The sequence below is a fragment of the Bacteroides sp. 90-K9/2 genome, assembly GCF_047310725.1.
Taxonomy (GTDB): Bacteria; Bacteroidota; Bacteroidia; order Bacteroidales; family Bacteroidaceae; genus Bacteroides; species Bacteroides vicugnae.
The window spans coordinates 1-13,079 of the sequence record NZ_JBCGVL010000009.1 but is presented as its reverse complement, the minus strand read 5'-3'; the positions used below and the strand labels follow the sequence as shown (position 1 = coordinate 13,079).

13 protein-coding genes and 2 tRNA genes are annotated in these 13,079 nt (G+C 40.3%); 3 read left to right on the top strand and 12 right to left on the bottom strand.

Going from position 1 to position 13,079, the window contains the following annotated elements; genetic code table 11:
• Positions 1 to 182: 182 nt before the first annotated feature.
• Positions 183 to 1,451 carry a sensor histidine kinase gene (locus AAHJ11_RS17915; RefSeq protein WP_148367044.1) on the bottom strand — a complete coding sequence of 423 codons (1,269 nt, stop codon included), beginning with the start codon at positions 1,449 to 1,451 and terminating at the stop codon, positions 183 to 185.
• A gap of 199 nt (positions 1,452 to 1,650) precedes the next feature.
• Here AAHJ11_RS17915 and AAHJ11_RS17910 point away from each other — a divergent pair.
• The 3 genes from AAHJ11_RS17910 (at position 1,651) to AAHJ11_RS17900 (ending at position 3,555) form a co-directional block, all read left to right on the top strand.
• Positions 1,651 to 1,723: transfer RNA gene (locus tag AAHJ11_RS17910), tRNA-Phe, on the top strand.
• Positions 1,724 to 1,736: 13 nt separating this feature from the next.
• A tRNA-Pro gene (locus AAHJ11_RS17905) sits at positions 1,737 to 1,809 on the top strand.
• 108 nt (positions 1,810 to 1,917) lie between these two features.
• A complete protein-coding gene (locus AAHJ11_RS17900; RefSeq protein ID WP_148367043.1) occupies positions 1,918 to 3,555 on the top strand; it encodes an alpha-galactosidase D in 1,638 nt (545 codons plus the stop codon).
• 171 nt (positions 3,556 to 3,726) lie between these two features.
• Here AAHJ11_RS17900 and AAHJ11_RS17895 read toward each other — a convergent pair whose 3' ends face one another.
• From AAHJ11_RS17895 to AAHJ11_RS17845, 11 genes are all read right to left on the bottom strand, one after another.
• Complete coding sequence (locus tag AAHJ11_RS17895) at positions 3,727 to 4,533, bottom strand: hypothetical protein (protein WP_195649943.1); 807 nt, start codon at positions 4,531 to 4,533, stop codon at positions 3,727 to 3,729.
• A 17-nt stretch (positions 4,534 to 4,550) separates the two neighbouring features.
• On the bottom strand, positions 4,551 to 4,919 hold the full coding sequence (locus AAHJ11_RS17890; protein ID WP_004296279.1) for a GntR family transcriptional regulator: 369 nt from the start codon (positions 4,917 to 4,919) through the stop codon (positions 4,551 to 4,553).
• An 11-nt stretch (positions 4,920 to 4,930) separates the two neighbouring features.
• Positions 4,931 to 5,755, bottom strand: coding sequence for a hypothetical protein (locus tag AAHJ11_RS17885; RefSeq protein ID WP_148367042.1), 825 nt, complete (start codon positions 5,753 to 5,755; stop codon positions 4,931 to 4,933).
• Positions 5,756 to 5,761: 6 nt separating this feature from the next.
• Positions 5,762 to 6,607 carry an ATP-binding cassette domain-containing protein gene (locus AAHJ11_RS17880; RefSeq protein ID WP_413579959.1) on the bottom strand — a complete coding sequence of 282 codons (846 nt, stop codon included), beginning with the start codon at positions 6,605 to 6,607 and terminating at the stop codon, positions 5,762 to 5,764.
• A 172-nt stretch (positions 6,608 to 6,779) separates the two neighbouring features.
• Positions 6,780 to 8,246: a tetratricopeptide repeat protein gene (locus AAHJ11_RS17875; protein WP_320974225.1), complete on the bottom strand. Its 1,467-nt coding sequence runs from the start codon at positions 8,244 to 8,246 to the stop codon at positions 6,780 to 6,782.
• A gap of 21 nt (positions 8,247 to 8,267) precedes the next feature.
• Positions 8,268 to 9,212: a PstS family phosphate ABC transporter substrate-binding protein gene (locus AAHJ11_RS17870; protein WP_148367040.1), complete on the bottom strand. Its 945-nt coding sequence runs from the start codon at positions 9,210 to 9,212 to the stop codon at positions 8,268 to 8,270.
• Between the two features lie 3 nt (positions 9,213 to 9,215).
• Positions 9,216 to 10,031, bottom strand: coding sequence for an energy transducer TonB (locus tag AAHJ11_RS17865; RefSeq protein ID WP_148367039.1), 816 nt, complete (start codon positions 10,029 to 10,031; stop codon positions 9,216 to 9,218).
• Between the two features lie 26 nt (positions 10,032 to 10,057).
• Positions 10,058 to 10,711 (bottom strand): ExbD/TolR family protein, encoded by a 654-nt coding sequence (locus tag AAHJ11_RS17860; RefSeq protein WP_122138839.1) that lies wholly within the window; start codon positions 10,709 to 10,711, stop codon positions 10,058 to 10,060.
• Positions 10,712 to 10,726: 15 nt separating this feature from the next.
• Positions 10,727 to 11,332, bottom strand: a complete 606-nt coding sequence (locus tag AAHJ11_RS17855) for an ExbD/TolR family protein (RefSeq protein WP_004296287.1) — start codon at positions 11,330 to 11,332, stop codon at positions 10,727 to 10,729.
• Between the two features lie 33 nt (positions 11,333 to 11,365).
• Entirely contained in the window at positions 11,366 to 12,163 is a 798-nt protein-coding gene (locus AAHJ11_RS17850; RefSeq protein WP_148367038.1) for a MotA/TolQ/ExbB proton channel family protein, read from the bottom strand.
• 158 nt (positions 12,164 to 12,321) lie between these two features.
• Entirely contained in the window at positions 12,322 to 12,759 is a 438-nt protein-coding gene (locus AAHJ11_RS17845; protein WP_148367037.1) for a hypothetical protein, read from the bottom strand.
• Positions 12,760 to 13,079: the final 320 nt, after the last annotated feature.

Here is a 13,079-nt window from a genome sequence, read left to right as displayed (position 1 = left end):
TGAACTTATAAAATTACCCTCACTACAGTGAAGTGCTCCCCTAAAGTCAGTTATAAAACCTTTGGGATGCACTCCACGGTTGTAGTGAGGGTGATTTATTTTAGGGGATTTTCTCCAGCCTTCTTATTTAGAAGTATGTTCCCCATCATTTAATCGATACAATACCTGTCGATTGAAGAATCTTATTTTATTGCCTGTGGCTTTATCCGTTCCGGCTTTATCACCCGTGGCAACACAAAGCTGAAAGTAGATCCTCGGTTAATTTCCGAATCAAGTTCGAGACTTCCACCCAGATTTTGGAGGATCGTTTGTGAAAGAGTCAGCCCAAGTCCTGTCCCCTGCATTTCACGATCGAGTTTTATGAAACGTGAGAATATTTTTTTCTGTTCCTCTTCCGGTATGCCAATGCCTGTATCGGACACAACAAAACAAACTTCTTCCGTTCCTTTCTGGCTACAACTAAAACGAATTTCACCCGATTCGGTGAATTTCATTGCATTATGTAATAGGTTGGACAATACCTGAATGATACGTTCCCGCTCCGAATACATCATTATAGGTTGTATGTGTGCCTCACAAACCAATTCCACCGACGAGTTATTCAATTTCGTTTTAAAAATTCCCTCCAACTCTCTTAGTAAATCATTGGCATCAAAATCTGTATAAACAAAATCTACTGTTCCCGATTCTATTTGAGAAAGATCAAAAATATCATTCACCAGGCGCAACAAGCGTTCATTATTCTCTGCAATAACATCAGCATACATTTTTCGTTCCTCTTCACTGGAAGCCGATACCATCAAGCCCGAAAATCCGACAATCGCATTTAGCGGTGTACGTACCTCGTGGCTCATATTAGCAATAAAGGCAGATTTCAATTTATCGGCAGAAACAGAATGTTCTCTTTCAATAGACAGTAGCCTTTGCGCATTTTTCAGCTCCGTCACATCATAAACAGTCAACACCATATAATCTTCGCCATGAATATTCAAATAAGTACCCGATACCGATACATCGCAAGGAGTCACTTTCGTTTCATCCTCACTCAATAACTTCATGGAAGCTTCCAGATTTTTAAAACTTGCTTTCTTGCAAAAAGCCTTACCGATAGACGCACGGATACAACATAGTTTGCATTGTTCATGCTGACCACATTCACCGGCTGCAATCGCATTTCTACAATGCAGCAAATCCCCCACTCTTTTTGTAACTCCACCTACCTGAACTGGAAGATGGTTCAAAGAATAATAATTGGTATCACAAACTACAAAATCTTTGTCAATCAATAAAAAGTAAGCATTGATGTTCTGCAAAACCAGAGCCAACTTTTTAAGTTCATTCTCTTTGTTTTCTTTCAAATGCACCTCTTTCTGGAGTGACTGACACTTTGCCCACATATAAATGAAGGCAGCTAACAAAACTATTATAACAATAATCGCCAGTAATGACATAGTAATAGAGTGTTTATATTGTTTTGATCGTTTCAGTCCGTAAATTTATAAAATATGTCGCACAAACAGCTGTTTATCTACATATTTATTCTAGCAAAAATGCATTTATATTTCTACGAGTCAGAAATTGGTAAAAATTTCCCCTTAAGTTATTGCGGTATTAAAAAATATACTTATCTTTGCACCCGCAAACGAGAAAGGTGCCATAGCTCAGTTGGTAGAGCAAAGGACTGAAAATCCTTGTGTCCCCGGTTCGATTCCTGGTGGCACCACTTCTTAAGCAATCGGAATGTAGCGCAGTTGGTAGCGCACTACGTTCGGGACGTAGGGGTCGGGCGTTCGAGTCGCCTCATTCCGACAAAAATAAAGGGTAACTTTCTGGAGTACAGTAAGTTGCCCTTTATTTCTATTCAGTCACCTGAACAAATTCAGGACGGATATGTAATAAAACACAACCTATTATATCATGAAAAACAGGATTTATCTCTTTACAGTAGCAGTAGCTTCTTTTATGTGCATCAGTTGCACAAAGACTCAAACTATCCTTTCCGAGAATGAGAAGACAGTCAATCCTCCCATCATGGGATGGAGTTCATGGAATGCATTTCGTGTAGATATCAGCGAAGACATCATCAAGCATCAAGCCGACCTGATGGTGAAAAAAGGTCTGAAAGATGCCGGATATCATTATGTCAATGTTGATGACGGCTATTTCGGAAAGCGCGATGACAACGGGATTATGCATACCCACGAACAACGTTTCCCGAATGGGATGAAACCGATTGCGGATTACGTTCACAGCTTGGGAATGAAAGCCGGTCTCTATACCGATGCGGGCAACAGCACATGTGGCTCCATGTGGGACAATGATACAGCAGGTATAGGAGCTGGTATCTATGGACACGAACCGCAAGACGCCCAATTGTACTTTGGCGACTGGGATTTCGACTTTATCAAAATTGATTATTGCGGAGGAGATGCGCTGGGACTTAATGAAAAGGAACGATACACTTCCATCCGGAACAGTATAGACAAAGTAAACAAAGATGTTTCCATCAACATCTGCCGATGGGCTTTTCCGGGCACATGGGCTAAAGATGCAGCAACTTCCTGGCGTATCAGTGGAGATATTAATGCACATTGGGGATCATTAAGATATGTAGTAGGAAAGAATCTCTACCTGTCAGCCTATGCCGGAAACGGACATTATAATGACATGGATATGATGGTCATCGGATTCCGTAACGACAGTAAAGTAGGCGGACAAGGTCTTACTCAGACAGAAGAAGAAGCTCATTTCGGTTTATGGTGTATCATGAGCTCTCCTTTGCTTATCGGATGCAATCTGGAAAACATACCGGATTCTTCGCTCGAACTGCTGACTAATAAAGAACTGATTGCCCTCAACCAAGATCCGCTGGGCTTGCAGGCCTATGTAGTGCAGCATGAAAATGAAGGCTATGTACTCGTTAAAGATATTGAACAGAAACGTGGGAATGTACGTGCAGTAGCTCTTTACAATCCTTCCGATACCATCTGCAGTTTCTCCGTGCCGTTCTCTTCACTGGAATTTGGAGGAAACGTAAAAGTACGTGATCTGGTAAAACATAGTGATTTAGGAAACTTCTCCGGTACCTTCGAACAAACGCTTCCTGCACACAGTGCCATGTTTCTCCGCATAGAAGGTGAAACACGCTTGGAACCGACCTTGTACGAAGCGGAATGGGCTTATTTACCTCTTTTCAATGACCTTGGCAAAAATCCTAAAGGTATTCTTTATGCCCATGATAAGGAAGCCTCCGGCAAAATGAAAGTAGGTTTCCTTGGCGGACAACCGGAAAATTATGCCGAATGGCGGGAAGTATATAGCGAAGATGGCGGACGCTATGATATGACCATCCATTATTTATATGGCAAAGGACGACAAATAGAACTGGACGTAAACGGCATCATTACCAAAATCGACTCTCTGGGAGAGGATAATGGTCATAACCAAATCACAGTTCCCGTCGAATTAAAAGCCGGATACAACACTATTCGCATGGGTAATAGTTATAACTGGGCACCGGATATCGACTGCTTCACTCTGAAGAAAGCGCTGTAATTTGACTATATAACCTCATCTATTAAAAGGAGCAATAACGGAATAAATGTGCCCCTAAAAGTTTTTCATCTTACTTTTAGGAGGCACTTTAAAATCCATTATTGCTCCTTTTTAGTTTAGATACTGTCTAGTAATCCGTATCATATTTGATCTCTTCATACTTATTCCTGTTTATTCCGGTGTTATCATAATCACCGCTTCCTCTCTTACATTCACCTGCAAACGTGCATCTTCTGTCAGAGGTGTCCAGACCACCCGCTTACATTCTCCTTTCTGCAGATCATTAGAGTGACGATCGCTGCCACTCAGATATTCCGTCCCCACTTCCGTATTCTCAAATGTCCATCTCCATACACCATCCAAATTCAAATAGAAGTTTTCAATTTTACTATCTTTTGCATGAAAGTCCAGTCCATTTCCCTGAATATCAAACGAACCAAGTCGGCAAGAATCCAATGATATGTTATAACGATTACCACGAACAAACAATGAATCTGTTTCAACATTTATCAGATTCAATTTCAAGCCTTCTGCATCAGCAATGATACTGGCCAGCGAATCCACAGCCAAACTCACATCAAAACCACTCACAAAGATATAATCTCTGTCCCGATACTTTTCCGGACTATTGTTCACATTAAGATCTAACTTCATAAACAAAGTATCATCCTTTTGGGTAACATTCAAATAGTCCCCTTTGGGATATGAAACCTGTTCTTTCCCTGACGAAGCGGCAGTAGATCCTATTTTCATTTCGCCGCTAATAAACACACGTCTCGTTTCAGGTACTCCATCCTGGCTGGTAAACACCTTTATAACATGTATGCCATTCAAATCCATCTTCACCTGTTCATTACCCAAAAAGGCTCCATCTTCCTGATACGGCTTCCCCGACATAAATATGAAAATAATAGTTGCCACAATTACAATCAATCCGGAAACGAGAAGGCCTATAAATATATAAGTAGTACGTTTCATAATATTTCGTCTTTATTCTATTTCTGCTTTTTTATAAACTCATGATACATTGTCTCTATTTCTTTTATCGGTATATCAAGCGTATACAACTGACGAAAGAAATAGTCCAATTCTTCCTTCAAAAAGGTATCTTTACGGAGAGAATGAATCAATTCCTTTGCTCCCGAAGCTACAAAATACCCTATGCCACGTTTATTATAAATAATATTTTGTACCTGAAGATAGTCAAAGGAACGCATCACCGTATTAGCATTCACCTCCACAATGGCAGCATACTCTCTGACAGAAGGAATCCGCTCCTCTTCCGGATATTGCCCCAGCAATATCTCATCACAGATTCTATCTGCAATCTGTAAATAAATAGCTTTACTTTCTTTAAAATTCATAGGTTAAGGTATTACATTCTATTAATAATTTCAGACTCCTTAAAGCGGAAATAAGCCAGTGTCCAATTCACCAACGCAAAAAAGATGCCGACGCCAATTACGATCCACATGACAACTTCCTGTGACTCCAATACGCCTCCTGAATAGTGCTTGTTACTGCCTTCCAACAACCCCCTACTCACCAAAGCAGCCACTAAAAAATATACTATGCCTATAATCGTTCCCGATGCAAATGTTTTCAAAAAAGAATTCTTAGGCCAAATAGAGCTACCTAACACAAATAAGGATTGAACAAAGAAATACCCTGATATCAGCGCTCCAAATTCCAACCCTCGCCTGCATAAAGTATAATATTTTTCATCACCAACCAAATGTGACAAGTCGACAGGAGTAATAAAATCCTTCTCCGGATAGGCTAAAGAATAGACAGCAAAGCGCGTATAGTCCGCCAACTTATAACATATCAGGAAAACAACCAGATACACAACCGTAAATACAAACCATCTGGAGAAAAACTTCTCGAAAGGAGTTGCCGGAATCATTAACATGGAAGTACGGCTCGTTTTCGTTTTCATCTTTTCCATTGTAAACGAAGCACTCAAACAGCCGAATCCCCACAAAGCCCAGATAAAAGTGACAAGAAGAAATACCCACGCCGGATCCTCCTGATAATTATAAGTACCTCTATACTCAAAATATCCATTCCAAACCATTACCACTGCCATCACTCCATACATCAACACCATACGAAGCACATTCGATCTCCAATTCTCCACCATCTCCTTACGGCAGAGATTTATAAAACGAGGCAAACTGAAAAAAGTATCTTTTATCATCGTCTTTTATTTTTGAGTGTGAAACAATCGGGCAATCTCTTCAGGAGTAGCCAGTGTAGCATTAAAAAGAAGTTCCAGGTTTAGTTCCGACTCGTCCTGCTTTTCATTAGGAAGGATCAGGTAGTTACCCTGAATAGTAGGAATTGCAAAAAGTGCACTTTTGGCCAATTCCCGATCATCACTTTCCACAAAGAAAAGTTTGTCGCAAATATTACTTGTCGATTCATCCAGCAACACACGGCTGTCATCCATAATCAACACATGATCGAGCACTTTGTCTATGTCACGAACCTGATGCGTGGAAATCACAATCGTTTTATCGTCCGACATACCCGATGCTATAAACTTACGAAACTGACTTTTGCCGGGAATATCCAGCCCGTTGGTCGGTTCATCCATCAACAAAAGAGAGGTATTCGTAGCAAGCGCAAAACTCATGAACACTTTCTTTTTCTGCCCCATAGAAAGCGCTCCGAGATCAATATCTATATCCATCTCAAAATAATGAAGATATTTGATCATCTCTTCCTTACTGAAACGAGGATAAAAAGGACTGTTCAACTCAATATAGCTGACCAAAGAAACCGAAGGCAACTCAAATTCTTCGGGAACTAAAAACATATCCTGCAAAGTAACCGGCAACCGACGGCGCACATCTGTATCGTGGAACATCACTTTACCGTTTTTAGGAGTCAACAAACCGGACATCAGATAGAGAAGAGTAGATTTTCCCGCACCATTCTTTTCCAACAGTCCATATACCCTGCCGGATTCGAACGAAAGCGAAAAATCACGTAGTACCGCACGCTTCGATTTACGATAAGTAAATGAAAGATTTTCTACTGTAATCATAGTATTTCTGTTTAATGAATAATGATCTTTAGGTGTATTAGTGTAATAGTACACCACAAAAGTAGACAATCTTTTGAATATTCCAATAGAAAAGAAGAAAAAAGTACAAAAAAAGGAGGAGCTAAGATCACTCTCCACTCCTCCTGTCACGACAAACAACTAAAATTATTCACTATTTGATGCCGTCCAATGCCCTTTTAGCAGTAGCATTAGCGGGGTCTATAGCCAGAATTTTACTCCAGTATTCGATGGATTTATCTTTATTAGCCTTTGCTTCGGCTTTCAATGCCGGATTTTCGATAGCTAACAAATAGTAATATCCAAGATAACTGTAGCATTCAACCAAAGCTGAATTGTAATGAGGATCGTTTTTGCTTTCCAATAAAGCGGCCACTTCCTCATAGAAAGGTTTCGCAAGTCCTTGAGTTGTCTCAGGGTCAAGTGCTGAATTGGCACGAGCTCTCCAGAAGTTACCCAAATAGCTGTCCGGCGCTGCTTCTGCAATTGCATGGAAAGTAGAATCGGCGGACATTAACGCTTGCTTGCGTTCTTCAACAGTGATTGCTAATGATTCAGGTTGCGTACCAGCACCGTAATAAAGTCGACCAAACTGGAACTGTAAGTCCGGAGTCTGTTTTTCTTTATCAAGAGATGAATAATATTTCTGGTAAGCACTGATTGCTTTCTTATAATCATTCTTCTGTTCGTATGCAGAAGAGATATTCTTATATAAATCCGTCTTTGTCGGATCCATCTTTACCGCTTTCTCATATTGTACCACTGCATCATCATATTTTTTCAGACTCTCCAGCAGATGTCCATAATACATATAATCCAAATATGAATAATCGGCTTTATCACATTCCTTGAAGAAGACATCTGCAGCCTTCAACGCTTCATCAAAACGCTTCAGGTCAGTATAATTATACATTGCCAAACGATTGAACGCAGCATGGTGGGCATTCTTTTGCAATCCCATATTAGCTACTTCGAGTGATTTATCAAAATCATGGTTCAAAAATAGAGCAAAAGCATACTTCACCAAATCTTCTTCCGTAGCAGTAGGTCCCATTGCAAAATTCGCATAAGCCTCTACCGCTTTATTAAAATCATTTTTTAAATAGTAAATCTCGGCTAATTTTTTATCTACAGCTGTGTTGGACGGTTCCAGTTCCTTCAATTGGTTCAGCTTCTCAATGGCAAGACTTGCATTGGCTGATTTATAAATATCTGCATATTTCAGATAAGCTTCCGTACATTTCGGATCGAAATAAATTGCCTCCTCATACTTTTGAGAAGCCAGACCCGCATTTTTCTGTTTTACGGCAATATTTCCTTCCAATACAGAAGCAAGAGCCGATTTACCATTCGCTTTTCTGGCAAGAGCTGCATACTCCTGCGCTTCTGGAATCTTGTCAGCATTCAGATATGCATCTCCAATAGCTACCAGCAATTCCACATTTTTCTTATTTTTTCCTTTAATCAGATGCTCAGCTTCTTCAGCAGCCTGTGCCGGATTCGTCTGAATAGTTTCTTTCAATTTCGCAACCCCGGCCTGCCATTCGGCATCAGATGATTGCGCATAGAGCGACCCTACTGCTATAAACGCTCCAGCCAAAAACATTTGTACTCTTTTCATTATAGTCTCTAATTTTAGTTATTATTCGTCTTTCACGTGGACAATACGTACCGGCTGAGTAGCCGGAACAAGTCCGGATTTTAATATAATCCTCTGCCCTTTGTCGGATGTCATAAAAGAAGCAAATCCCCAAGGCAGCCCACTGCGAGGATCATTCAGCAATGCATAAATAGATCGTGCCAACGGATAGTTACCATAAAACAAGTAAGCCTGATAAGGTTTATAACTGTTAGCAGGAGTTGCTACATCCTCTGCACTCACTGACATCACTCTGATCTCTTCGCGAAAAGAAAGATTGGTTGTATCACTGCGGTTCCCCAACCAGTTTACTCCAATAACTCCCATAGCATCGGGATTATTCGCTACATAATCTATCACCTGCTGGTTGGTTTTCAAGGCACTGACGTTACCTTCAGCCAACTCTTTTCCACCACAGATTGAATCCATTGCAAAACGTACGGTACTGGAGTTCTTATTATCGAACACCACCTGAATCCCTTTCAAACGGGAATTCGGATTTACCTCTTTCCAGTTTTTCACTTCACCGGTAAGGATGCGGCGGAAATCACGTACACTCAACAAAGAATCCGGATTAGCACGATTCACAATCAATGCCAGACCATCCGTAGCCAATTTTATCTCGCGAGGGAAAAACTTACGGCTGTGGAATGAATTCATTTCTTCCTTAGTCAGTGTCCGGGTTGCAATAGCCAACCGGACACTGTCTTTCAGAAGTAAATTTATCGCTTCCACTTCAGTTGTGTAGCGAGGGACAATCCCGGCCAAAGGGTAAAGGCTTTCAAACACCTCTATCTCTTCTTGTATGATAGGTTCAAAACTCTCATCCGCTGCGATAGATACCACACCGGAAGAATAAGTATCCGTCGGTCCTTTTGACTTTGAGTTACAAGCACTCAACGTCGCTAACACAACAATTCCTATCAGCCTTAATTGTCTCTTCATCATTCTTTACTGTAGTTTAAACATTACCGGAACGGTGAACTTCACACGTACCGCTTTTCCATTCTGCTTACCAGGGAGCCATTTCGGCATGCTTTTTACCACACGAACAGCTTCCTTATCCAAATAAGGGTCTACACCACGAGCCACATGTACGTCAGAAATAGAACCATCACGTTCCACAACAAACTGTATAATAACGCGACCTTGTGTTCCATTCTCCTGTGCAATAGTCGGATATTTGATATTCTTACCCAGGTAAGCCATCAATTCAGACTGTCCACCGGGGAAAGTCGGCATCTGTTCTACCATATCGAAAACTTTTTCCGGTTCCGGTGCAGCCTGTGTTACCACCTGCTTAAGGTCTGCGATATCTTTACCGTTAGCCTCGTCATTACCTTTTACGTCGGCAATGGAGATAGATACTTTGGTAGCATTCAAATCTTCCTGGCTCTTGATTTCATTGTCTTCATGCACTTCTTCATCTTTCTTGATGACAGGAGCTGTAAACTTGATAGAACTCTTCAATGCAGGGGGAGGAGGTGCCACCGGTTCAACGCGTTTCATCTCTTCCTGTTTGATTTCAGGTTCTTCCAATTTTGACAGAGTAGTTACTTCTGTCATCACTTCTTTCTGCTCCGGAGTTGCCAACTTAAGCAGTGTAGGGATACTAAATCCAACCGCTGCTATGACCACTACAATCAACATAGCGACATTATGTCGTTTTGTTGAATTGGCACGCAGTCTATATGCGCCGTATGCTTGGTTTTTGCCTTCAAAAATCAGTTGACACCATTCCGAAGAAGCTAAATCTAATTTTGCCATTTTACTTTTCTTTTTTAGGTGTTACATCAATTATCGGCTAAGTTCTGTGACAATCCACCTTTCGCATCGTAATTCTTAATCAAGAATTCATCAGCTTCAGCGATATCTGTTATCACATATTTACCAATATTACATATCTGCATTTCGTCCAGCGCGTCAATCAGATTCATATAAGAAGCATCATCGGTAGCTTTGATAATTACGGTCGGTGTATCCTTTCCGCTCTTTATCTCAGAAACCTGCTTCTTAAATTCATCATCCGTGATCTTTAGATCAAGTTTTTGCTGCTTCAATTCCCTTACTTTATTGACAGCAACAGCATTCTTCTGAAGAAGTACGGCACGCAGTCCATCTGCGCCGTAGCTAGTTTCTTTCAACGAGGTATAATCCTTATAATTAGGTTCTCCCTCGTAATAATAGAGTTTGTTATCAGCTCCCAGCAATAACGTAATTGCTTGTGAAGCCTTCACCATACTCTTTTGTTGTTCAGTTATATCTTTGTCATTACTCGGCATGCTTATCTCCATCGTCTGAGGTTTGCTCAGTGTGGTACAAAGCATAAAGAAAGTAATCAGCAACATGTTCATGTCCACCATCGGTGTAAAGTCCACCCGGACAGATATTTTCTTTTGCTTGCTTTTTCCTCTTTTTCCGCCGCTCTCTTGTACTTCAGCACTCATTGTATTTCCTCCTTTTTAATTTTCAGATTCTGCTTTGAGAGAAGTAATCAGATTGTACCGATTTTCCCGCAAATCCTGAAGTGAGTTCATAACGTTCTTTATCACTGAGTATGGAGTCGTAGCGTCTGCCTTGATAGCAATACGTAGATCAGCGTTAGCAGTACGTGCATTACGTACCCACGATTTAAACTGATTGTCAACACTATCGCATGGAATACCTTCATTCTTTAAGATCTTATCCCGTTGATCTTCCGGGAGATCAAGATATTTCTGCATACTTCTGATAGGTACTCCAAAAGTAGAAGACAAGATAAATCTCTTCTCCTGTTCCGGAGTAAACTTAATGCCATACTCTTCACCCATGCTCTCCAATACAGCCTGCATATCCTGCTGCTTGTCGAGGCTCATAAATATTTTTCCTTCCGGATCAACCAGAATCTGGAGTACATTCGTCTCCGGAATCTTGATTTCCGATACGGAAGCCGGAGTGGTAACTTGTACTGGTTCTTTCTTCACAAATGTTGAAGTCAACATAAAGAAAGTCAGAAGCAATACAGTAACGTCACTCATAGCTGTCATATCTATGAACGTACTTTTCTTTTTAATTTGCGCTCTACCCATGATTAATAATAGATTTTATAAGGGTTCGCAGAATTAGTGAGTAGCAGCAAAAGTTTGCACGATAGAGAATCCGACTTCGTCGAGTCCGTAAGTCAATTTATCGATTTTGTTAGTGTAATAGTTGTAAGAGATAACAGCCAATGCACCAGTCAAGATACCGAAAGCAGTGTTAATCAAAGCTTCAGAGATACCTTGTGACAAAGCCATAGAGTCGGCACCACCACCAGCAGACAAAGCAGCAAATGAACGGATCATACCGATTACAGTACCAAGCAATCCCATCAATGTACCCAAAGTAGTGATAGTAGCGATGATCGGAAGGTTTTGTTGCATCATAGGCATTTCCAAAGCAGTAGCTTCTTCAAGTTCTTTCTGGATAGCCAACAGCTTCTGTTCTTTAGGAAGAGCAGTGTTCTTTTCCATTTCTTCATACTTACGCAAAGTAGAAGTTACTACGTTAGCAACAGAACCACGTTGTTTGTCACAGATTTCCTGTGCTTTCTTCATGTCACCTGCAGCTAAAGCGTCTTTGATATTAGCTACAAACTTAGCCAATGAACCTTTACCGAAAGCAGAACGAAGAGCAAAATAACGCTCGATGCTCAAAGCAAGTACAGTTAACAACAATGTCTGGATAATAGGTACGATGATACCACCTTTGTAAATAGTACCCAACATGTTCAACGGGTGATTGTTAGGGTCATTGTTCATAAAGTTGGACGGGTTACCTAATAGGAATTGAAAGATACATACAGCTATTACTAAACAGCAGATGATTACGATACCGGCATTCTTTATACCTACAACTTGAGTTTTTTTAGTAGTTTCCATAATAAGTTTTTTTGTTAAGAAATTAATTTTAGTTATTTAGGAAGTAAATATTTCGATTAGACACACTGCGCTACAGACCCTGCAACTTTTAAAAGGTAAAGTCACACGGTTTCATACAGAGTACGAAAAAAACGAATAAAAATAGGGGGGGGAAAAGACTAAATAAGGATGCGTCTTAAAGCGAACACATAGTAGTCGCTACACGTAATGGAGTAATGTGGATCCTTATCCGAATAAAAAGATTTACTTTGATCTAATACTAAAGAGTTTTCTCTTAACACGAGAAACTTATGCATAACGTCTTTCAAGGAGTCATTGATTTCAATGATTCTACGCAGACGATAATTATTCGAGTTTGATTCTGATACGAGTTTAAGTCCTAATTCTACATCAGAAACAGATAAAGAACGGACGCTATCATAGCTAACAGACTGCCCATCTACAGAAGAGCGTTGACGGCTGTCAGAAGATAATTCTGATAATTGGCAAGAGGAGTCACTAAAAATACGGGGAGAGAAATTCATAGTATTCCCGCTTACGCTAAATGATAGCATCAGCAGAAGAAAAGCTAATATGAATTTCGGAGAAAGTTTCATTGTATTTTTAGTTGTTTAATCGATTACAATAGATTCAGCCACAAATGTAGCAATTAATTGTATATGTTTATCGTCATTCACATCATTTAAACATTAAAGTTTAACTCTTCTATAGAAACAAGCTACAATATGTTTTGTTCAATGAATTGGCGACTTAATGTGTTAAAAAAAACATATCCTCCGAATATCCAGAGTTTTAAGGAATTAAAAATCCCCTTCAATATTTCTACTGAAGGGGACTCTTTAAAAACGGCGGCTACCTACTCTCCCACTGTTACGCAGTACCATCGGCGTGACGAGGCTTAACTTCTCTGTTCGGA